We start from the raw sequence: 22,211 nt of genomic DNA, 5'->3' as shown, positions 1-22,211 counted from the left end.
TACCTTTTTATTTCCATATACAATATTTTGAAGATTATATTTTTTATTTAAGAACTACATTCGTAGCCCCTGCACCACCTTCATCATAACCGGCTGTTTCAAAGTGCGCTACATGAGGCAAGGTACGTAAATATTGGTGAACGCCTTCACGTAATGCACCTGTACCTTTACCATGAATAATACGCACTTGATTAACACCACCAAGCAAAGCTTGGTCAATAAATCTACCTACAGAAACGGTTGCTTCATCTACTGTTTGGCCAAGAATGTTGATTTCAGTACGAACCTCTTTTTGACGTTGTACGGCGGAGCCACCCATACGTTTTCTTGTTTTAGGCATGGCTGCTTTTTGTTCACGTGCTAGTTTATTGCCTTCTTCACGTGTAGTTGATTGTAATTCGCTAACCTTAACGGTAGCTGTTAGTCCATTAATATCAACATTTACACGGTTACCATTGATAGATAACACAGTACCCAACGAACGCAAGGACGTAACATAAACAGCTTGGCCAACCTTAATAGCATCTGCGGTTAACGACTTACGATCATCATCCACTGGAGCTTCTGGTACATGAACACTAGAAATCCCCTTACGTGCTGCATTAATAGCCGATTGACGCTTATCCTTATTTGTTTCAGAGAATTGCGCTTTCAATTGCTTGATAATCGCTTCCCCTTCAACGCGTAAACTACGTTTCATGGACTCTGCATCGGCCTGAGCTTTGGCTAAGATTTGTTTACGTTTTTCATTAAACTGTTTCTTTTCCTTCTCTAGTTGGCCACGCATACGACGTGTTTCATCAAGCTCTTTCTTTAACGCTCTTTCACGTTCAGAGGCTTTACGGAGTTGTTCGTTTAAGTCGGAAAGAACTTCTTCCATTTCATGACTACCAAATTGAGATTTATACTCTGTTGCGCGTTCTACAATGTCTTTTGGTAAGCCTAAACGTGAAGCAATGCTTAACGCATGGCTACTGCCGGCTACGCCGATATGGAGTCGATATGTAGGTTTTAAGGTACGCTCATCAAACTCTACGTGGCCATTTTCAATACCTTCCGTATGGTATGCATAATTTTTAAGCTCATTATAATGGGTACTTACCATCATAAGGGCACCTTTTTTACGGAAGAACTCAAGAATAGATACAGCAAGTGCACTACCTTCTTCTGGATCAGTACCAGACCCAAGTTCATCCAGTAAAACCAAGTCATTAGGACCACAATGTTTAATGATGGAAATAACTTGTGTCATATGAGCAGAGAACGTACTAAGGCTGGCCTCAATACTTTGCTCGTCTCCAATGTCGGCAAAGATATTATGGAATACTGGTAACATAGATCCGTGATCGGCAGGGATAAATAGACCACATTGATTCATCAAGCTCAACAGGCCTAATGTTTTAAGGGATACTGTTTTACCACCTGTGTTAGAGCCTGTGATTAATAGGATACGATATGATGTACCTAATTGAATATTCGTAGGCACTACCATATTTGGTGGAATTAATGGATGACGAGCTCTCATGAGATTAACAGTTCTGTCAGTACTCAAGATAGCTGGTACACCTTTATAAGAAATAGCAAGACTTGCCTTACCATATACAAATTCGATATGGGATACCTTTTCACAAGCATCCATCAAATCATTGCTATGTTGTTTTACAAGAGCCGATAACTCGCGGTAAATACGCAAGACCTCTTGCTCTTCACCAATCAAAGCCTCTTGTAATTCATTATTTAGATTCACCAAGCGCATCGGTTCAATGTAAAGTGTTTGACCCGTTGCAGAACGGTCGTGAATAAGGCCATCAAAGTATTGGCGATACTCTTGTTTTACAGGAATTACGTAACGATTATTACGCTGCGTAATGATGGTTTCTTGGAAATACTTTTGATTATCTTTATCATGCAGGATAGCTTGAATATCATTTTTAATCTTTTCACGAGTCTTGATAATCGTATTTCTAAGGCTCGCCAATTTAGGAGACGCTGTATCAAGCAATTCCCCCTTTTCATCAAAGACGCGTTTAAAACGGTTTTCAATGCGATCTGTATTCGGCATATCCTGTACCCATAGGGATAGCAATGGATAATCCATATATTTCGTTCTAAAGAACTTTGTCATGCGCTTATAAGCACCAATGGTCAAATAAATGTCCCACAAGGCTTCACGTGTAAGAACAAAGTCTTTGCGACTCTTCTTGCAAGATTCACGAATATCGCGTGTACCGCCTAACGGCTGTTCTACCTCTGTTTGCAAAGAACGCATGGCTTCTGCCGTCTCATCAAGGTTTTCTTGAATGGTCTTGGCATCTGTCATCGGTTCAATGTGCATCGCTAATTCTTTAGCGATGGTAGAACTACAATGTTGTTGTAATTGTTCTTTTATATGGTGAAAGTCTAATACATCTTCGTTAAACAATGTACTACCTCTTTTATAAAATACCTCTAAAATAGTGGCCCCTTGTAATAGGCGTATCATCCTTGCCTACGCTCTTAGGAGGAGCCTCTTTTGTTCCATTTTGAATAGATACATAATCTACTACAATGTTACGCAATCGATGTGGATCCATATGACGCCCATCGATGCGCAAGATATGTAGACCTTTACGATGTAACTCGGGCACGTAAGCACGCATATCCATTTCATGACTATTCATGATATGCATGCGGCAATAAGGATCGGTACGCAATGGGAACACTTCCCCTTTACGGTCCTTCAATGCATAGTCCTCTGTTACACATGGCATAGGACAGTTTTCCTTTTTGCCAGTGCCCACAAAACTAGCGATGGCACAATACTCAGAAATCATCATTTCTGTATAACCGTGTACCATTACCTCTAATGGCAAATGAGCAGATTTTTGTAAGTTTACTAATTGTGCCAAGGTCAACTCTAAGGATGGAGCTATACTACTCATATTAAAAGCTTGCCATACTTGTAGTGCAGAGCCATTGAATATGTTAAGACCTGTATCAGCTTCAATAGCACCTGAATACCCTAACTCACGAAGCCATAATAGAGCTTGTGGCATATGAATAGAAATGCTATCTGGTTTAGACTCAACTATGGCCTTAAGCGTATTCATGTACGCGTCTACCTCATCATCTTTAACGACGCGAGGCGTAGCAAATACACAAAGCACATTATGCTCTTTACAAAGTTTGGCTACCTGCTCGTAGATGCTAATTTTATAAGGCTTACGTTGCAAACGGTCACCACCGAAGATAATCTTCTTAGCGCCCCCTTCGATCGCTGCTTTTACACCATCAAGTTCATCAACGCGAGCACTCACCATAGGCTCTGTGTATTGAACCTTACTTTTAGCTACTAACGATGACATATTTCGGGGTTCTACAGCACGTTCTGCCCAAGCTGTTTCATGGTCTTTAATCAACAAGTTTTCTAGCGCCTCCACAGCATCGCGACGCAATGCATTTAAAACACTAGCAGGCCACATATACGGTCCATCAGGAATAGCCATAGAGCCTAGTGTGAAGAATGTATTCCCTAATCTACCTACTTGATCTCTAACCTTCTCTAATGTAGTCGGTTTATTGTTAGCATAAACAGGTTCAAACTCGTTAGATACTGTCACAGTACGACCATCATTCAATACAAAGGTTAGTTCTGTACAAGGTATTTCTCGTTCATTATTAATAGATAGATAACCATGTACCTCTAATTTAGCAGTAAAATCTTGTAGTCCCCGTTGCTTTTGAGCTTTAGGGCCTGATGTAAGGAATACTTGCCCCGCAGCAAAGCCTTCATCCGGTTTACCTACAATATGCTTTTCATCCACTAGAGACCAGTTCTGATCGATTTGATAGTACGTAATACTACCTGAACTTTGCATGACCTTTAAGAGTGATCCTTTTTCAATTGGTTCTGTTAGGAATAAATGAACTTGACCCTTTTTGACCTCTGCTTTGCCAATCAATTTCCCTTGATTATTTGGGGCCACCACGGTCATCATTGATTTTCCTACATGGTCTGTTAAATAATCCGTAGAAAATCCACGATTAAATCCAGAAGCTAATGCATCGGCATCAGTAGAATCTATATGAGCCGTATCTAAAATATGACGATAGGTTCCAATAACTTGACGCACGTAGGAAACCTTTTTCATACGCCCTTCTACCTTAAAGGACGTAACACCGGCCGCCACAAGTTCATTCATATATTCACTATAGTTAAGATCCTTTGGACTTAATAGATAGGCTTCGTGTTTTGGCAACAAGCTAGTACCTGAAGAATCTAATAGCTCATAAGGCAACCGACAAGGCTGTGCACAAGCACCACGGTTACCACTGCGACCACCGATGAAAGAACTCATTAAGCATTGACCAGAATAACATACGCACAACGCACCGTGTACAAAAACTTCGATTTCAGCTGTACAGTTCTTGCAAATATGTTCAATTTCAGCGAGGCTCAATTCACGAGCTAAAACGACACGTGTAAAACCGAGACTTTCATAAAAACGAACCGCATCGAGCGTAGCTGCAGTCATTTGTGTACTGCCATGTAAGTGTAATTTAGGAGCCACTCGCTGCGCCAATTTAGCCACTGCTAAATCTTGAACGATGATAGCATCCATGCCGATGCGCTCTAAGTCCTTTAAATATGCCTCAAGAGCAGATAATTCGGAGTCACCTATGAGGATATTTACCGTTACATATACAGACACATCTAGAATATGGGCCAAGCGAATAGCCTCGGTTAATTCCTCAATTCCAAAGTTTGCTGCATGAGCTCGGGCATTAAAACCTTTGCCACCAAGATAAATGGCATCTGCTCCAGATTCTAAAGCGGCTATAAAGTTTTCCATCGTACCGGCAGGAGCCAATAATTCCATGGACAGTCCTTTCTACCTAACTAAAGGCATAACTATAGTACTAAAAGGGTTTACCATACGGTAAACCCTTTCAATATACTGCTTAAAATTAACGTAATCTGCAGTTAATTTCTGCTAATGCATCGATAATAGCTTGAATATTACCGTCAATATCCTCATCATTCAACGTACCTTCCATAGAGCGGAATTGTAAGTTGTATGCGAGACTGCGGTAACCTGCTTCGATATGTTCACCTTCATAAACATCAAAGATAGATGCACTTTCTAAATATTCTCCACCATGTTCTTTAATGATAGATAAAATTTCACCACTAGATACGGACACAGGTGCAACGATGGCAAGGTCACGGCTAGTGCCTGGGAATTTACTGAAGGATGTATAACGGAACGGTGGAATCGTTAAGGATAATACGGCTTCCAAATCGATTTCAAACATATATACTTTACCAGGCAAATCAAAGTTTTTGCTCACTTGTGGATGTAATTCACCATATTGAGCAATGATTTTACCATCGACTACATATTGAGCGCTTACACCTGGGTGGAAGTATGGCTCAGTACCACGATTTATTTCATAGCTTGTAACGCCTAGCTCAGCTAACAACGCATCTACAATACCCTTTACATCATAGAAATCTGTAGTACGTTCTGCTTGATTCCAACCAGCTTGGTTTGCCTTCCCCATCAAAATACCACAAGCCATAGGGCGTTCATGAGGTACTTCTGTTAAAGGTAAATCTTTTGGTTCATACACATTAGCCGTTTCAAATAACCAAAGATCCTTATTTTGTTGTGCAATATTGCGTTTTGCAGCTTCAATAACAGCTGGTACCAATGTAGTGCGCATATAAGGGAATTCTTCGGAAATAGGGTTCAAGATTGGAATGGCTGTATAACGGCTATCCCCTTCAGGAAGCATCATATTGGAAAGACCATCTTTATGCATGAAGCTAAATGTAATGATTTGAGTCATACCCAATTTAGCTAATGCATGAGTTACCTCTTTAGTAAGCGCTTTCTTAGGTGTCATACCACCAGAGGACAATACCGCAACAGGGGTTGTAGGCGCAATATTATCGTAGTTGTAGATACGAGCCACTTCTTCGGCGATATCAGGCATCACTGTTACGTCACCACGCCATGTTGGAACGAGGGCAGACAATTTGTCTCCGTCTTCGGTTACAACGAACTCAAGGGCTGTCAAAATACGAACCATTTCGTCTTTTTCAATGTTTGTACCCAAGTAATCATTGATTTTTGCTGCTGTGAAAGTAACTGTATGTTGTTCTACAGGATTTTTATATACATCGATAACGCCTACATCAACTTTACAAGTAGGACAGATTTGTTGTAATAATTGCGCCGCTCTGTCGATAGCATAGGCGGTGTATTTATGATTTACACCACGTTCGAAACGACCAGATGCTTCAGAACGCATGCCGAGATCTTTAGCAGTGCGTCGAATAGATGGACCATTAAATACAGCAGCTTCAAACATAACTGTGGTCGTTTCGTTTGTCACTTCACTATCAAAGCCACCCATGATACCTGCTACACCTACTGGACGTTCAGCATCAGCAATGATAAGCATGGAGTCATTCAATTCGCGTTCAGAACCATCAAGTGTAACAAGCACTTCACCATTTTTAGCACGTCTCGCCACTAATTTATGACCTTTTACATGATCATAATCATAGGCATGCATAGGTTGACCAAGTTCTAACATAACATAATTTGTTACGTCTACTACATTATTAATAGGACGAATGCCGCTATTACGTAAACGGTTTTGCATCCACAATGGGGATGGCTCAACCTTAACATCAGTTACTACACGAGCTGTAAAACGCGTACAAAGGTCATCAGCTTCGATAGATACAGATGCTTTGCCTTCAATGGATTCGCCATTCTCGTTAACCATAATAACAGGGAATAAAGCTTTTTGATTTGTCATGACTCCAAATTCACGGGACAAACCAACCATTGAGAAGCAATCAGCTCTGTTAGCGGTGAGTTCAAATTCATATACTGTATCATTTAAGCCTAAAACATCTTTTACATCAAGACCAATTGGTGTTCCTTCAGGGAAAATGTAAATTCCTTGAGCTTCTTCTGGCAATACTAAGTCGCTAGAGATACCAAATTCTGCAACGGAACAGAACATGCCTTCAGAAACAACGCCACGCAATTTACCTTTTTTAATTTCTGTACCATCTGCTAAACGAGATTTATGATACGCTACAGGCACGATTTGACCTACTGCAACATTAGTAGCAGCCGTTACGATTTGTTTTGTAACAGGTTCGCCTTCTTCTGTAAGGCATTCAACTTGGCATACTTGTAATTTATCTGCATCTGGATGTTTTGTAATCTCCACGATTTTACCAGTATAAATTTTCTTAATGCCATTATCCATAGCAATGACATCTTCTACAGGAATACCAGCTTGTGTTAATTCATCGGCCAATTCTTGAGCAGGACGATTCATATCCACAGGCACGTATTCGTTCATCCACTGTAAACTTGCTTTCATGAGTTCCTCCTAAAATTGTTCCAAGAATCGTACATCATCTTCAAAGAATAGACGTAAATCGTTAATGCCATATAAAAGCATAGCAATACGTTCTACGCCCATGCCAAAGGCGAAGCCTTTAACCTTTTCAGGATCGTACCCATTAATACGCAATACATCGGGATGAACCATACCGCAGCCCAAAATTTCAAGCCAGCCTGTATGAGAACATACACGGCAACCTTCACCACCACACATTACACAAGAAATATCTACCTCTGCAGATGGCTCTGTGAATGGGAAGAAGCTTGTACGGAAACGTACCTTTGTGTCATCACCATACATGTGACGTAAGAAGGACTCTAATGTGCCTTTTAAGTCAGCAAATGTAATATGCTCATCGATGATGAGACCTTCCACTTGATGGAATACAGGGGAATGAGTCGCATCATAGTCCCAACGGTAAACCTTACCAGGCGCAATCATACGGATTGGGCTATTAGGTTCATGACGTTGCATTGTACGAGCTTGTACTGGAGATGTATGCGTGCGTAATAAGAAGTTTTCTGTAATATAGAAGGAATCTTGCATATCACGTGCAGGATGATCTTTAGGCAAGTTTAAGCATTCAAAGTTGTAGTAATCTTGCTCTACTTCTGGACCTTCTTCAACGGTATACCCCATTTTCATGAAGAAGTCCTCAATCATTTCATTAACCTTTGTTAATGGATGGATATGACCAGCTTTTTGTGCACGGCCAGGTAATGTAATATCGATGCGCTCTTTTTCTAAACGAGCATTTAACTCTGCAGTTTCCATACGAGCTTTAACCGTATCAATTTCAGCCTCTAACGCTTCACGAACAGCATTAACAAGGGCCCCCGCTTTAGGACGTTCTTCTGGAGATAATTTACCAAGACCTTTTAATAAAGCCGTTACCTCGCCTTTTTTACCTAAATATTTAACACGTATATCTTGCAACGCTTGTTGATTAGCAGCGCCTTTGATGGCATCAAGGGCTTCTGCCTTAATACGTTGTAATTCTTGTTCCATTCAAGCATCCTCCTATTTGTAAAAGTCTAACTTATATTATACCAAATCAGGGTTATCTTCTTCAATAAAACGCCATGGTAAATCAGGTAATGGCTTCTCTTCTAGTACAAAAAATGTACCCCGTGCCAAGTGAACAAGTTCACCTAATTCATTATAAATACGAGCGGTAGCAACCATAGTAGTTTTACCGTTGTGCTCTACATTGGCTACACCACGCAATACAGCACCGCCCTTAACAGCTTTCACATAGTTACCATTAAGATCAATGGTGCTAACAGATTTTCCCAATGTAAAACAAGCAGTCCCCATCACACTATCTGCTAAGCCAATACATACGGCACCATGCAAATCCCCTCTAAAATTGCAGTAATCTGTTTCATTTGTTTGCAATGTCATTTCCGCATGACCTGGTTCCACTGCTGTAATCGCAGAATCTTTTACCCAAGAAAATGGGTTTTGATCTCGTAATTCGTTGAAATATTCTAACAATGTTGTAGCCATAAGGTTCTCCATTCTATATACATACTCATAGATTAACTAATCTGAATACTAAGTCTATTACATTACCTGTATGAAAATCTTTATAGTTAAATGTAAAAATTCAATACAAACATATAAAAATGGTGCGTTACATCATACATATTGTATCATGCAACGCACCATATGCGAATAACTCTATCTAATTATATGGTATGTTCTTAAGAAAACACATTTATAAATTCAAAACTATTCATAATGCAATGCATCGATTGGATTGAGCTTAGCCGCTTTACGGGCTGGGTATATACCAAAAATCAAACCAATAGCCATGGAAAAGGCAAAGGACATTATGATTGTTGGAACAGATACAATTGTACTCATTCCAGATACCATTCCGATTACTTTTGAGGCTCCTATACCGAAAGCAATACCAATAAAGCCCCCTATCAAACTGATTACAACGGCTTCTATTAAGAATTGCGTAACAATTACGCTATACGTAGCCCCCAAAGCTTTACGCACACCAATTTCTCGAGTCCGTTCCGTTACAGATACAAGCATGATGTTCATAATACCAATGCCACCTACAACTAGAGAAATCGCAGCAACAGCCCCCAGGAATAACGTAAATGTTCCCGTCGTCTGAGCCACTGTTTCCATAATAGATTTCATATTTTGAATATTAAAATCATCCAAATTTGTATCTTTTATATTATGACGAACACGCAACAAGTTCTCTATATCTGCCTGCAAACGATCGATGCCCTCATCATCCTTAGCCACAACATACACCCTGCGAAGATAGTCAATGCCCTCTACGCGCTCCATTGATGTTGTATATGGAATTAACACCGTATCGTCTTGGTCATTACCCATGGTTCCGTTCCCTTTACTTTTGAGAACACCAATGACACGGAATGGAATATTTTTAACACGGATTTCCTTGCCTACAGGATCTTCATCAGCAAACAAATTTTTTACTACCGTTTGTCCCACAACCGCTACACGTTCTCGGTTCTGAACATTTTTATCGGAGAAAAATCGACCAGATGTCATAGTCCAATTATTTACGTCCTGAAAGTTAGCATTAACCCCCGCAACAGATGTAGTCCAGTTTTTATTTTGATAAATCACCACATAAAAGCCATTTGTCATAGGACTGGCGGCTTTTACACCTTCTAACTTAGCAATAGCTTCATAGTCAGATATTTTCAACGATTTCATGGACCCCTGCGAAGATCTAGCACCTGGCGTCCGCGGCGCCCCTGGCAGAACTACCAACAAGTTAGAGCCTAAGCTAGAAATAGAATCCTCAATATCTTGCTTCACCCCATTACCGATAGATACCAAGGCAATAACAGCTGCTACACCGATAATGATACCTAACATGGTCAAAAGGGAGCGCAATTTATTAGCAATCAAGGAAGCCCATGCCATTAGAAAACTTTCTTTATACATTAGGCACCTCCTTTATAGGAGTCATATTAGAATTGATCGAATCCTCTACGATTATCCCATCTTTCAAGACTACATTACGACTCGCGTACGTAGCAATATCCGGTTCATGTGTAACTAGAAGAATCGTACGGCCTTCATCATGAAGGCCTCGAAAGATGTTCATAACGTCAATGGTTGACTTGGAGTCAAGATTCCCTGTCGGTTCATCAGCCATGATAATAGCAGGATTATTTGCCAATGCACGAGCAATCGCCACACGTTGACGTTGCCCACCAGACAACTCGGATGGCAAATGGTCCATACGCTCGCCCAAGCCGACAGACTGTAATAATTGAGTGGCCCGTTCAATGCGCATCTTTTTATTTACCCCAGCATAAATCATAGGAAGCGCTACATTTTCTAGGGCTGTCAATTTTGTCAACAAATTAAAGCTTTGAAATACAAAACCTATCTGTTTGTTACGTACATACGCTAGTTCATCATCAGATAAGGTAGCAACCTCGTCTCCGTTGAGTCGATAAGAACCAGTTGTAGGTCGGTCCAAACATCCGAGAATATTCATAAAGGTTGATTTACCAGATCCAGATGGCCCCATAATGGATACAAATTCACCCTTATTGACAACTAAATCAATGCCATGCAGAACAGGTACTGATAATTTGCCATTCACATAGGTTTTTGTAATCCCTTGTATGTCAATTACTGTTTGGTTCATAAGCACCTACCCTTAGAATGGTCCAGCTACATTATTCTTTGGTGCATTCACATCACCGCTTACGATAATTTCATCACCTTCAGATAAACCTTTTAGGATTTGAACATTAGTATCCCCAGTTACACCTGTAGAAACAGCGGTACGTACTGGTTGACCATCTTTTATTACATATACATACTCACCTTGTTTATCCGTACGTACAGCAGTAAGAGGAACTACCAATGTATTTTTAATATCTTCACCAAAGATTGTGGCACGAGCCGTCATAGTTGGTAAGAAATTACCTGCAATATTTTCAGGAATTTGAACCTTAACAGTATAGTACACAACGCTACTACTTGTTGTGCCCATATTACCTTTTGTACCTTTTGCAATTTCAGAAACGTAACCGGTGAAAGTTTCACCTGGCTTAGAATCTACAGTAAACTCTACCTTAGCACCTTGTTTGATATTGCCAATATCGGTTTCGTCTACAGTAAGATAAATCTCCAAATTTTTTAAATCTGCAATGGTAGCAATGATCATTTGTGTGGAAATACCAGTACTAATAGTTTGACCGGCTTTTAGCGGTGTACCAACAACAGTCCCAGACATTGGAGCTGTAATAGTAGCATCACTTAAATCTGCGGCAGTACGTTCATAAGTAGATTTAGCACGTTCATAAGATGTTACAGAATCATCATATGTTTGTTGTGCAATAGCATCTTGAGCCGCCAAGGATTTATAACGATTCATATCAAGTTCTGCTTTGGCTAACGCTGCACGAGCATCATCAACAGATGCTTGTAATTGACGTGTATCAATATAAGCGATAACTTGACCGGCCGTAACTTGATCATTCTCTTTAACTAAAACTTTTTCAAGTTTACCAGCAACATTTGTAGAAACATCTACATAATTTACAGGGTTAATAGTACCTGTGGCACTGATACTAGTTTTTACATCACCCTTTTCAACCTTGCCAGTAGTATATAACGTTTGTGCTTGATTTGCATTTAGACTATCCATGTAGTAATATGTGCCGCCACCAAGAACACAAAGAACAACAGCACCTGTTACTATACGTTTACGATGCTTTTGTAAGAACTCTTTCATTATGATCTCCTTTTTTTAAGATGAAGATATATTAAAAAGACATTTATTCTATATCAACACATATAGTATTTTTAAATTATACAGCACCAATTGCTTTTACGCAATATAATTTCATTAATGAATAAATTATGATATATAAAAAATGGCCCTTACGGGCCATTAACTACTCAATATTGACAATAATCTATAATCCTTCTCATCAATTGGAAATTCAAGACGTTCTGCCTCTTCATAAGATAGTGCACGGATATGACCATCTATATAACCTACTAATCGGTTAGCGACACCACTCATCAATAAATCAATACAGACTTCACTCATGCGAGCCGCTAAAATAGCATCAAATGCCGATGGACCACCGCCACGTTGTAAGTAGCCTAACACAGTTAGGCTAGGATCAAATTCTGTATGCTCCTTGATAAAAGCTTTCACCTCACCGCTGTTATAGGCACCTTCTGCAACGAGGATAACACTATATTCTTTACCCCGAATTTGTGTTTCCTTTAAATGACGACAAACCGCATGTAAAGGCATGGGATTTTCAGGAACCAAAACTATTTCTGCCCCACAAGCTAGGCCTGCCTTTAATGCAATATGTCCAGCTTTGCGCCCCATAACCTCCACAATAGCTACACGTTCATGGGAGTTTGATGTATCACGAATACGCCCAACCGCATCAACTACCGTATTAAGAGCCGTATCATAGCCTATCGTATATTGTGTACCACCCATGTCATTATCTATCGTACATGGAATGGTCATAGTAGACATACCAAGTTTAGATAAACTTGTAGCACCACGCATGGAGCCATCACCACCGATAACAACCAAATGGTCAATGTCATAAGTTTTCAAAATATCATAAGCTCTGCGTTGAATTTCTTCATTCTGAAATTCTGGAAAACGTGCTGTTTTCAGCATCGTACCACCTTGTGTTATGATGCCACCAACGTCTCGATTCGATAAGGGAAATATCTTTTCCTCAATGATACCTAAATAGCCACGTTCAATACCAAACATTTCAAAACCTTCATGTATAGCTTTTCTAGTTAGCGCTCTTATGGCGGCGTTCATTCCAGGTGCGTCTCCGCCGCTTGTTAGTATTGCGATTCTTCTCATATCCATTACCCCCTTGTGGTGTACGTTGTTTGGATATACTATGTGCCTTACCTTTTTTATTCGTTTGATTAGAAGTCTTTTGTTTATACCGTTTATCATAACGAATTTTATTAGACATTGCTCTTTTTGATACTGCTTCAGAAATCTCTTTTTTCCTACTTTGTTGATTATTAAATTGTATATCTTCAGATGCTTCTTTAGCATCTACATCGTTTATATCATTGGGTTGACGTCTTGCTTTAAATTGCACATCTGAGGCATCTAATTCATCCTCAATACGCTGTATAAAATCATAGGTCCGGCCATTTGTTGTATCTAGTACAAAATCGCACTGCTTATACACGGGCTTCCACGATTGTATCATAGCATGTACAAAGGCATTCACATTACTATAGTCCATGGTAGGCCGTTTCCCAACACGGCGATTCACCCGACTGACAATACGGAATTGTGCAGCTCGGATACCAATAATATAGGAATATTTTTTTAATACCTTTAAGGTGCGATGTTCAATAGGAAAATTCCCACCCACAGAAATCACTGCTTCATGGTATAAGCAAACCTTTTTTAGTACATCCATTTCGGCGCGGCGGAATGCTTTTTCTCCTATCTTTTTAAAAATCTCAGCAATGGGCAACCCAAAACGACTTTCTAATACGCGATCGGTATCTACAAATTGCCAACCCTTGCGTTCTGCAAGGTTCCGTCCAAAGTGACTTTTGCCACTTCCCATAGAACCGATGAGCATAATATTCCGTTTTATTATCATCTATTATGTGCCCCTTATCATTACATATCCTTCATTGTACTATAAAATGGTCCAAAAACAAAGACAGACTATAGACATAAAATCTATAATCTGTCTCTATACAGTACACCCGATTTTCATTAAGGTTTTATAATCGATTTAATTGCACAATGCACATAAACTACATTACCTTTACGTTCTATATCTTCTATTTCTATACGGCGTGAAGGATCCTTTTCTTCAACAGTATTTATCCAGTTAATCATACGCTCTGTACTACCTAATACTGTTAATTCTAGTATACCTTCATGCTCATCAGTACTGACAATCATTAATGGTTCTCCTTGCAAGGAATCAAAAATATTTGTATTAGAACTCGTATTAGATGTCTTGTTCCGTGTAAAAGATTCTAATAGTTTTGCTTCATTAGACACTATATAATCTGACTCAGCATTCATTTGTATATTATAATTATCTTGTTGATTTTTTAAGCTATTATTTTTGTCTTCAAAATAAATATGCCCATACATAGAAAGGCTAATGAGCATCCCCCACAACACTAGGCCCGTTAATATTCTCTCGACCTGATACGTTGTGCTCTCTTTTAGATCCGTCCATATGGAATGTATAAACACCTTTATCTGCTTTAACTGTTCCATGACACTCCATCCCTAGTAATTTTTGTTGGAGAATAGCAATAAATTTACGACACATTTCGTCACTCGTACCTATACCATCTATACTGATACGCCCATCCTTAATGCTAAGATGCTGTAGACTAATATGTTCTGACATAGCGGCATCAAGAATATATAGGACCATTGTATTGGGTAATATATCTGTTTGATTCTTAAGGATTTTATTCTTTATTATTTTATTTCTTATTTCCATTAATTCACCATATTGTTGATGTATTTCTTGATACTGAGCATTTGCTTGCAATCGCACAATGTCTATCTTTCGATTTTCATAGCTACGATAGCTTGACCAACAACTATATATAGTAACAAGCCCTACTATAATGTATATAAGACTTATCCCATAAAGAAGGTATCGATAGGTATGCCATAAACTATGCCATCGTAACGAGCGAGGCATTAAATTAATACATCTGTCCTTACCAGCCCAATCCAATCCATTTAAGCCCCCTTGCCGCCATACCAATAGCCATGTCCCAATCTAATTGCCCTTGCTTGCAACGATTACGGCCACGACCTAAGAATAATAATGGAATATATTCAGTTTCTCCATACATGGAAATTATACCTTCCATATCTGTCCGTTCTTCATTTGTTATAGATTCTAACCCATACATCCGAATTCCCTGTATCTCATCTATACCAAAGTCTTGTAATCTCACTTCTAACTTATCCATAGCTTCAGCTACATCGCTACCAGTAATAGGTACAATACACTCTTGAATGCATATATCATTCCACCAAAGCCATAAATGCATGGCGCCTTCTTCCACAACACCTGTTACAGTACCGCTGCGCCGCATCAAGCAATAACAAATAGGAATAGGCCAAAAATCAATAACATCAACGGGTGCATAAGTATCTCGTATACCTTGCTTCAAAAGCTCTAGTGAATGCCGATCTACAGCCACCATAAACATATGATAATTGTGTCGTGGATATTCCCGGCGACAAGCATCCATTTGGAAACTATCCCCATCAAAGCTAAAGTAGTCCTCTATATTCCACTTTATAAACTCCTTCATATCAAAATCATGAGGATCATAAGGTGCTACATGCATTTGTGTATCAATATTAGCAACAATACTATATGCCCCTTCATCTAAATCATACGTTTCTATAAATTTTGTAACGTCTTCATCAATAGGTCCTGTACGCTTCATTTCTAACGCATCAGTAATGACCATTGTTTTATTTTCTATATGAGCGGTAACACATACAATATGTTCATCAGTTATACATACTCCAGAATGTATTTTCTTTTTTCGTTTCATAGAATCACCTCAATAAGGTTTTACCTTTATAACATGCATATGTTTTTCTTTATCTACGGTCACATACATATGTACACGACTCACGATTTCACTATTCTTCAGTTTTCCATAACTCATAATATGACGCGGATTATCTGTTGAGCTGTCCGCTTCAATAGTAATCTCTACATTTTCATCATCTATTACAACAAGTTTATTTTGAAAGTCCCATACATTTCCTAATTTACAATAGCCCACAAACCAATGAGCACCTCTTTGTGCTGCGTAATGAGCTTCTTCCAAATGCAATTCATCCACCACATTACTTTCACATATTTGTCCTATACGCAGCCCCATAAAAGCTAATAGTAATAAAAAGGACATCGTAAGTATCGCTATATATGTAATAAAGCCCGCGTTATGGGCTCCTATGTTCATGACTTGTCTCCTCTTTACTTTTATACCAATCATAAATAGCACTCTGTCCAATGGAGACCTCATATATGGTTAGTCCTCCATAACCACTTGTATATTTCCTATCATTAACAAAACGATTGTTAATATACCAGCGCAAATACACGGTCCCATTAGTATCTACACTAAAAGGATATTCCTGAGTATAGCCCACATTTCGTTTATCTGTAGTTCCTACAATTCGACTGCCACTGACAGGCTGCAAGCTACTATCTGTTAATTTTCTGTATAGTGCATGACGTTGTACAGTTAAGGTTGTACGTTTTGTATCGTGAATATATAAACTCTTATTATGGTCTTCTACAGTAACCTTCACAGGGTTCCATATCATTTGAGCCACAACCATCCGCCGTGTATATCGACCATCCTCCATCATAGCTACACTATCTAGTAATTTAGCATCCCACATAACTGCATAGAATACGATGCCTAACAATATGGTAAGAACTATGACAGAAATCGTCATACTAATGAGCGTAGAATACAAAATAAATCCCATATTATTTCTATTCTTACTATTATTTTTCTTATTATTATTTTTATTCTTATTTGCTATAGGATTCTGTTTATATTCTTTGTTCTTTCCAATTACCTTTTCTATATCCTCGCCCTTCAATGTATCCCCTCCAAATCAACTGATAGAGAGTAGACAACAGATTGATTATCGATGGCATCTACTGTTAATCGTTGTAAAGATACACCTTCTATCACTACAGGCTTTATATGTGTTTTATAAGTAATTTTTTCACTAGGACTCATAGTGAATTGAGAGTTATATACACCTGCTTCTATTGTTCCAGTTTTATAATAAGAAGCTTTAGCCTTTTCTAAATACGTTATGGTATCTTGCAATATATGATCCCAATAATACGCCTTATATACCGTAAGAGTAGCCATCCAAAATATAGATAATACAATAGGTAAAATGAGCATGATTATAGCAGCTGATATTAAGGCATCACCATACATAAATCCTTCAGTGCACTTCTTCCCACCTAATTCGCCCTGTTTGTACAGATATCCATATACGATTTTTCTCACCACTTTCACGATCTTTCAAAATAATTTCTGTCCCATCATAAGGTAAGCCTAAGGCCGAAAAAGAAATAATTGTCATAGACCGTTCGTTCTCAATATTTTGCGGTAATAATATGTTTACCGTATGATGATTAACATCTTCCTCTAATGTATAACTATCCTTATTTAAAATAAAAAGCATTCTTCCTTTACCATTAGATTTATGCCCTAACATAGACCACAGTTGAACTTTCTTGAGCATATACGCCACCTCTTGCGTAGCACCATTTAAAGTATAACGACTAGGTGTTGTCACAATAGGTAAGGCAATGGAGATGAGCAATAAGATTAAACCAATAGTAATAATCCATTCCGCCAATAAAGATCCACTCTGACGATTTATAAGTTGCACCTTAACCATTGATAAAGCACCTCCATATAGGAACCACCATGTAAGGCACACCATCCGCCAAAGCATAGAAAGGGACCAAATGGGATATATCGATTACGATAACCGGTGAGTAAGAGATAGAGAGAACCAACACAAAAAGTTACGTAAAAGAAACATATAATTTCCCATGGAGTAAGCCATATTGCAATAGCAGAAAACCATTTAATATCGCCTATACCAAAGCCTTTACGGCTAATCAAACGAAGTCCATATGTAATAGTACCTACGCTGATAACACTTAATAAGGTTACTAACATAGATTGATCATTTATATAGCTATATATAATGCCACCTATTACAAGAGCCAATGCTCCTTCATCAGGCAATATATAGTAATGCATATCGATGGTAGCACCTGCTATGATGATGAGTGAAAACACAGCATACAAAGCAATGTGAGTATAAGATATTGTTTTTGATGAAACTATAATAGGTAACAATATAGATGCTATATATACCAAAAGTCCTATTACATAATTAGTCCCTTTCATACCTTGTCCTTTCATATAACTAACGTATATAATTCATAATCTATACAAGTTAATTAAGGCTCATTAGGTGCTTTAACAACAACAGATTTTGAAGTCCCACCACTGACAACTTCATAAGTAATAGTGTATTCTTTTCCTTTTGCAGTCTTAACATGTTCAGTAAGATAACCTTCCTTATATAGATTTTCTACTGTTGGAGGTGTATCAACATTCTTATCAATCATATACAATTGAGTGGCATTTTTTATAATTTGAATATCTGCTGTTTCTTTAGCATTTCTAGCTTTATCCGCTGCAGATAAGAATTGTGGCATTGCAATAGCCGCTAATATAGCGATAACCGCTACTACAACCATTAATTCAACGAGAGTAAATCCGCCTTTTCTCGATTTTTTAAACCCTTCTCGAACACGAGAAATATGTAATCGATCTACGACCCATTGACCGCACATTTCTAATCGATGATTCACTCCATGAATCATATGCATAACAGACTTCATAATATTCTCCTTTTAATAGTTAAGTAATAACATTGTCTATTGCCCTCCTAAGTTGGCAATGGACGTGAATAAGGGATACATAACAGATACAACTAATACGGCTACACCGATTCCCATTAGGGTTAGTAAAATCGGTTCCAACAATCGTTCTAAACGGGCAATATATTTTGAAAGTATAGATTCATAGTAGCAGCCACAGTGGTTTAACATCTTTACTAATTCACCACTCTCTTCTCCAATGGAGACCATTTGCCATATAAAAGCATTTCCTATCTGACCAGTACGCAAACTTTCTTCCAGTGAGTGTCCTGATAATAACTTTGCTTCCACCTGTTTACTACATTCAACACCATATATATTCCCCCACAAAGGGCGTGTAATATTCATGGTTTGAATGATAGAAATACCAGAATCTAGTAAGAGAGCCCAAACTTTTAACATACTTGTATAATACACACAAGTACTCCATTGGTATCGGTGAGCCAACAGCCAAAGCCAACGATGTACTTTACACTTTATACTATGCTGTTTATAAGCAAATGCTAAGGAACCTATTACAACACAATGTATAGCTATTACCATTAAAGGATGCGATTTTAACCCTTGTCCTAATGCAAAAAGAGCTCGCGTCATCAAAGGTAATGTAATATGCATAGTGGTAAATACCTTTTCAAACGAAGGAATAATAAACAAAATGGTGACTAGAAAAAATATATTCATCATCAGAAGAAGAAATAAAGGGTAAGAAATAGCACTCATAACCTTTTGTTTCAGCTGCCTCTCCCAATCGTAGTGACGGGATATATATTGTAAACTCTCACCCAAGGTGCCCGCTGCTTCACCACTTTCTAGTAAAGCCAAAGCAATAGGAGGACATCCTTCACGCCGTAGGGCTTGTGATAAAGTCTGACCACGCTCTATAGATTCATATAAAGCTGTATAGAGTAGTCCTCGTTTTCCCTGGCAGAGTAGCTGTAAGGCACGCCGTAATGGAACACCAGATTCAATGAGTAGACCTAATTGATAAGTCACATCTACCACCATAGTATGATTCCATTTATGTTTCTTTTTTTCATTCTGCAACGATATCCTATAAATTTTATAGCCATCTCGTTTTAACCGTATTGCAATTTCTTGCTCTGAATCCCCCCACATCAAACCTTTTTCTGTTTCATTTTGATTATTTTTTACGACATATTCATAAGCCTCCATATACTCACCTACGATAATTGTTGATCAAGCAAGGTATGCAATTGTTGTTGGGCTCCATATTGTGCCTTTACATCTCGCACAGCCATTTCTAATGTTTTCATCGGTAGTTGCGTTTCTTGAATAGATATGATTTGTGGTTCCTTACGGGTCCGTATCAAATTTGCTACTGCATGGGTATTTAGCAAAATATCACGAATAGTAATGAACTTTTTATTCCATCGAAGTAAACGCTGACATATAACGGCCCGTAACACTTGAGATATTTGATTGCGTATCTCTTCTTGTTGCTCCCCAGGAAATAGAGAAATCATGCGGTGAACCGCCATCACTGCACGCTGTGTATGCATAGTCGCCATTACAAGGTGACCAGTCTCTGCCGCATGAAGTGCCGCTTCAAGGGTTTCACGATCTCGAAGTTCGCCTACCATAATGACATCCGGATCCTCTCGTAAAGCATCTCGAATACCATCTGACATAGTATTAATATCAGCACCTAATTGTCGTTGATGTATTAAAGACTTTTTAGGTACAAACTCAAATTCGATAGGGTCTTCTAAGGTAATAATGTGGCGCTCCATAGTCTGATTTATATAATCAATACAACAAGCTAAGGTAAAACTTTTACCACTGCCTGTAGGACCACAAACAAGCAATAGACCATCATGTGCTTCACATAGCTTTTGTAATAACTGACCTTCACTATTATCATCTAACTTAAGTTGCTGATGACAAAGTAATCGCAATGTACCACATATGGTCTGATTAGCTCGATATAGATGAACACGAATACGCACACCACAACAGGAACAAGCCTCATCAAGAGACTGCCATTCATAGGATGCTATACCGCAACGGCGCAATATATCCTCGATTAATTCTGTAGTACACATAAATGAAGTAGCCTTTAATCCATCACCATGTCGCAAATAGATAGGCTGACCACATTGTAGATGAATATCTGTTGATGATAGTTGTATTGCATTTTCTACAATAGTTTCTAAACTTTCACGTTTACAGCATGAGTCCACAACGATGCACCTCCTCTATAGATGTAACATGCTGAGATACGGCCTTACGAGCAGACTCTTCTAATGACAATAATAAATGTGTTTCCAATTCGTCCCAATGAGCCGAATTAGCTGGTATTTCTAAGTATTCAAATAGAGCAGTCCGTCCCTGATATGATGTACCATCAAATTTTCGTACTAGCCGTTGTGCAATAGCCCCCATTAAAGTAGCCCGTATTAAGTACGGCTCTACGCCCATATCCATGAGTCGCGTTACAACGCCTATAGCTGTATTGGTATGTATAGTAGATAATACGCGATGCCCCGTTAAAGCAGACTTAACGGCTAACTCTGCGGTCTCCTTATCCCTAATTTCACCAATCATAATCGTATCTGGATCTTGCCGTAATACAGAGCGAAGACCTTTGGCAAAGGTAAATCCAATCTTTTCATTAATACCAATTTGTATAGCCCCTTTGATTTCAGCTTCTACAGGATCTTCAAGACAGATAAGCTTAGTTTCGTCTAAATTTAACATGCGAAGCATGGCATATAAAGTAGCTGTCTTACCACTGCCTGTAGGTCCACAGATAAGTAATAATCCATAAGGACGTTTTAATAATTGTTCAATGTGCTCAAAGATATCCGGCTGCATGCCTAATTCTTTTAAGTCTTTATGACTCCCTTCATTTCCCATAAGGCGACATACTAAGGTTTCTCCGTATAGGCTAGGCAATGTAGATACACGCATCGTTACAGACTTATTTTTATGACTCCAAGACCAACGCCCATCTTGTGGTAAACGCTTCTCGCTAATATCTAGAGAGCTACAAACCTTAATACGGTTGATAATGAGTTCAGCTTCTTCAAATGATACAGTCATGTAATGTTGCAGCAGTCCATCTTGTCGCAACCGAACATGAGCACCACTTTCAACGGGATCAAGGTGGATATCACTTACATGGTGTTCTAAAGCATACAAGATAATATCGTCTAATGTTACGTCTACATACATGGTCACCTCCAATACCTTGCGGTATGTTTTTACCTCACACTAGCGTATGGCGTT

At 38.7% G+C, this 22,211-nt stretch carries 22 protein-coding genes; all 22 read right to left on the bottom strand.

All coding sequences use genetic code 11. The annotated features are described in order from the left end of the window. Nucleotides 1–43: 43 nt before the first annotated feature. Complete coding sequence (locus tag E6X37_RS01490) at nt 44–2,422, bottom strand: endonuclease MutS2 (protein ID WP_316689397.1); 2,379 nt, start codon at nt 2,420–2,422, stop codon at nt 44–46. 13 nt (nt 2,423–2,435) lie between these two features. Continuing rightward, complete coding sequence (locus tag E6X37_RS01485) at nt 2,436–4,859, bottom strand: U32 family peptidase (protein WP_316689396.1); 2,424 nt, start codon at nt 4,857–4,859, stop codon at nt 2,436–2,438. Nucleotides 4,860–4,947: 88 nt separating this feature from the next. Then, on the bottom strand, nt 4,948–7,392 hold the full coding sequence (gene pheT / locus E6X37_RS01480; RefSeq protein ID WP_278618136.1) for a phenylalanine--tRNA ligase subunit beta: 2,445 nt from the start codon (nt 7,390–7,392) through the stop codon (nt 4,948–4,950). A 9-nt stretch (nt 7,393–7,401) separates the two neighbouring features. Beyond that, on the bottom strand, nt 7,402–8,424 hold the full coding sequence (gene pheS / locus E6X37_RS01475) for a phenylalanine--tRNA ligase subunit alpha (protein WP_101928347.1): 1,023 nt from the start codon (nt 8,422–8,424) through the stop codon (nt 7,402–7,404). A 36-nt stretch (nt 8,425–8,460) separates the two neighbouring features. Further along, a complete protein-coding gene (locus E6X37_RS01470) occupies nt 8,461–8,925 on the bottom strand; it encodes a PaaI family thioesterase (RefSeq protein WP_077708498.1) in 465 nt (154 codons plus the stop codon). A 225-nt stretch (nt 8,926–9,150) separates the two neighbouring features. Next, on the bottom strand, nt 9,151–10,362 hold the full coding sequence (locus E6X37_RS01465; protein ID WP_278618137.1) for an ABC transporter permease: 1,212 nt from the start codon (nt 10,360–10,362) through the stop codon (nt 9,151–9,153). Continuing rightward, entirely contained in the window at nt 10,355–11,077 is a 723-nt protein-coding gene (locus E6X37_RS01460) for an ABC transporter ATP-binding protein (RefSeq protein ID WP_004696122.1), read from the bottom strand. Before E6X37_RS01460 ends, E6X37_RS01465 begins: the two co-directional genes overlap by 8 nt. Nucleotides 11,078–11,089: 12 nt before the next feature. Continuing rightward, nucleotides 11,090–12,172: an efflux RND transporter periplasmic adaptor subunit gene (locus E6X37_RS01455; protein WP_278618139.1), complete on the bottom strand. Its 1,083-nt coding sequence runs from the start codon at nt 12,170–12,172 to the stop codon at nt 11,090–11,092. Between the two features lie 159 nt (nt 12,173–12,331). Then, on the bottom strand, nt 12,332–13,246 hold the full coding sequence (locus tag E6X37_RS01450) for an ATP-dependent 6-phosphofructokinase (protein WP_278618208.1): 915 nt from the start codon (nt 13,244–13,246) through the stop codon (nt 12,332–12,334). Next, complete coding sequence (locus tag E6X37_RS01445; protein WP_060918894.1) at nt 13,218–14,060, bottom strand: shikimate kinase; 843 nt, start codon at nt 14,058–14,060, stop codon at nt 13,218–13,220. Before E6X37_RS01445 ends, E6X37_RS01450 begins: the two co-directional genes overlap by 29 nt. A gap of 119 nt (nt 14,061–14,179) precedes the next feature. After that, complete coding sequence (locus tag E6X37_RS01440) at nt 14,180–14,587, bottom strand: hypothetical protein (protein ID WP_042986426.1); 408 nt, start codon at nt 14,585–14,587, stop codon at nt 14,180–14,182. Further along, nucleotides 14,577–14,834, bottom strand: a complete 258-nt coding sequence (locus E6X37_RS01435; protein ID WP_232055008.1) for a hypothetical protein — start codon at nt 14,832–14,834, stop codon at nt 14,577–14,579. The genes E6X37_RS01440 and E6X37_RS01435 overlap by 11 nt, the downstream gene beginning before the upstream one ends. A gap of 322 nt (nt 14,835–15,156) precedes the next feature. Continuing rightward, the gene (locus E6X37_RS01430; RefSeq protein WP_105086764.1) at nt 15,157–16,011 is read right to left on the bottom strand and encodes a hypothetical protein; all 855 of its coding nucleotides are present in this window, start codon (nt 16,009–16,011) and stop codon (nt 15,157–15,159) included. A gap of 9 nt (nt 16,012–16,020) precedes the next feature. Continuing rightward, nucleotides 16,021–16,428, bottom strand: a complete 408-nt coding sequence (locus E6X37_RS01425) for a hypothetical protein (RefSeq protein ID WP_004697137.1) — start codon at nt 16,426–16,428, stop codon at nt 16,021–16,023. Continuing rightward, a complete protein-coding gene (locus E6X37_RS01420) occupies nt 16,409–17,080 on the bottom strand; it encodes a hypothetical protein (RefSeq protein ID WP_105086765.1) in 672 nt (223 codons plus the stop codon). The genes E6X37_RS01425 and E6X37_RS01420 overlap by 20 nt, the downstream gene beginning before the upstream one ends. Continuing rightward, nucleotides 17,077–17,433, bottom strand: a complete 357-nt coding sequence (locus tag E6X37_RS01415; RefSeq protein WP_004696139.1) for a hypothetical protein — start codon at nt 17,431–17,433, stop codon at nt 17,077–17,079. The genes E6X37_RS01420 and E6X37_RS01415 overlap by 4 nt, the downstream gene beginning before the upstream one ends. A gap of 7 nt (nt 17,434–17,440) precedes the next feature. After that, nucleotides 17,441–17,902, bottom strand: a complete 462-nt coding sequence (locus tag E6X37_RS01410; protein WP_004697487.1) for a hypothetical protein — start codon at nt 17,900–17,902, stop codon at nt 17,441–17,443. Continuing rightward, complete coding sequence (locus tag E6X37_RS01405) at nt 17,881–18,423, bottom strand: prepilin peptidase (protein WP_105086766.1); 543 nt, start codon at nt 18,421–18,423, stop codon at nt 17,881–17,883. Before E6X37_RS01405 ends, E6X37_RS01410 begins: the two co-directional genes overlap by 22 nt. Before the next feature lie 53 nt (nt 18,424–18,476). Then, nucleotides 18,477–18,923, bottom strand: a complete 447-nt coding sequence (locus tag E6X37_RS01400; RefSeq protein ID WP_004697182.1) for a competence type IV pilus major pilin ComGC — start codon at nt 18,921–18,923, stop codon at nt 18,477–18,479. A gap of 36 nt (nt 18,924–18,959) precedes the next feature. After that, a complete protein-coding gene (locus tag E6X37_RS01395; RefSeq protein ID WP_105086767.1) occupies nt 18,960–20,135 on the bottom strand; it encodes a type II secretion system F family protein in 1,176 nt (391 codons plus the stop codon). Between the two features lie 8 nt (nt 20,136–20,143). Next, the gene (locus E6X37_RS01390) at nt 20,144–21,163 is read right to left on the bottom strand and encodes a type IV pilus twitching motility protein PilT (RefSeq protein ID WP_105086768.1); all 1,020 of its coding nucleotides are present in this window, start codon (nt 21,161–21,163) and stop codon (nt 20,144–20,146) included. Next, a complete protein-coding gene (locus E6X37_RS01385; protein ID WP_105086769.1) occupies nt 21,147–22,157 on the bottom strand; it encodes a GspE/PulE family protein in 1,011 nt (336 codons plus the stop codon). The genes E6X37_RS01390 and E6X37_RS01385 overlap by 17 nt, the downstream gene beginning before the upstream one ends. Nucleotides 22,158–22,211 lie beyond the last annotated feature (54 nt).

The organism is Veillonella parvula, from assembly GCF_032550495.1.
GTDB classification, from domain to species: Bacteria; Bacillota; Negativicutes; order Veillonellales; family Veillonellaceae; genus Veillonella; species Veillonella parvula_G.
The sequence above is the reverse complement of the archived record's forward strand: the minus strand, read 5'-3'. Positions and strand labels throughout refer to the sequence as shown.

What these genes read in the sequence shown, in the direction of transcription:
- E6X37_RS01435 (WP_232055008.1), bottom strand. Translation starts at nt 14,834, where the DNA reads ATGTCAGAACATATTAGTCTACAGCATCTTAGCATTAAGGATGGGCGT.
- E6X37_RS01415 (WP_004696139.1), bottom strand. Translation starts at nt 17,433, where the DNA reads ATGTATGGTGATGCCTTAATATCAGCTGCTATAATCATGCTCATTTTA.
- E6X37_RS01395 (WP_105086767.1), bottom strand. Translation starts at nt 20,135, where the DNA reads ATGGAGGCTTATGAATATGTCGTAAAAAATAATCAAAATGAAACAGAA.
- E6X37_RS01450 (WP_278618208.1), bottom strand. Translation starts at nt 13,246, where the DNA reads ATGAACGCCGCCATAAGAGCGCTAACTAGAAAAGCTATACATGAAGGT.
- E6X37_RS01485 (WP_316689396.1), bottom strand. Translation starts at nt 4,859, where the DNA reads ATGGAATTATTGGCTCCTGCCGGTACGATGGAAAACTTTATAGCCGCT.
- E6X37_RS01410 (WP_004697487.1), bottom strand. Translation starts at nt 17,902, where the DNA reads ATGGTTAAGGTGCAACTTATAAATCGTCAGAGTGGATCTTTATTGGCG.
- E6X37_RS01425 (WP_004697137.1), bottom strand. Translation starts at nt 16,428, where the DNA reads ATGAACATAGGAGCCCATAACGCGGGCTTTATTACATATATAGCGATA.
- E6X37_RS01445 (WP_060918894.1), bottom strand. Translation starts at nt 14,060, where the DNA reads ATGATAATAAAACGGAATATTATGCTCATCGGTTCTATGGGAAGTGGC.
- E6X37_RS01455 (WP_278618139.1), bottom strand. Translation starts at nt 12,172, where the DNA reads ATGAAAGAGTTCTTACAAAAGCATCGTAAACGTATAGTAACAGGTGCT.
- E6X37_RS01460 (WP_004696122.1), bottom strand. Translation starts at nt 11,077, where the DNA reads ATGAACCAAACAGTAATTGACATACAAGGGATTACAAAAACCTATGTG.
- E6X37_RS01405 (WP_105086766.1), bottom strand. Translation starts at nt 18,423, where the DNA reads ATGAAAGGGACTAATTATGTAATAGGACTTTTGGTATATATAGCATCT.
- E6X37_RS01440 (WP_042986426.1), bottom strand. Translation starts at nt 14,587, where the DNA reads ATGCTCATTAGCCTTTCTATGTATGGGCATATTTATTTTGAAGACAAA.
- pheT (WP_278618136.1), bottom strand. Translation starts at nt 7,392, where the DNA reads ATGAAAGCAAGTTTACAGTGGATGAACGAATACGTGCCTGTGGATATG.
- E6X37_RS01385 (WP_105086769.1), bottom strand. Translation starts at nt 22,157, where the DNA reads ATGTATGTAGACGTAACATTAGACGATATTATCTTGTATGCTTTAGAA.
- E6X37_RS01400 (WP_004697182.1), bottom strand. Translation starts at nt 18,923, where the DNA reads ATGAAGTCTGTTATGCATATGATTCATGGAGTGAATCATCGATTAGAA.
- pheS (WP_101928347.1), bottom strand. Translation starts at nt 8,424, where the DNA reads ATGGAACAAGAATTACAACGTATTAAGGCAGAAGCCCTTGATGCCATC.
- E6X37_RS01430 (WP_105086764.1), bottom strand. Translation starts at nt 16,011, where the DNA reads ATGAAACGAAAAAAGAAAATACATTCTGGAGTATGTATAACTGATGAA.
- E6X37_RS01470 (WP_077708498.1), bottom strand. Translation starts at nt 8,925, where the DNA reads ATGGCTACAACATTGTTAGAATATTTCAACGAATTACGAGATCAAAAC.
- E6X37_RS01465 (WP_278618137.1), bottom strand. Translation starts at nt 10,362, where the DNA reads ATGTATAAAGAAAGTTTTCTAATGGCATGGGCTTCCTTGATTGCTAAT.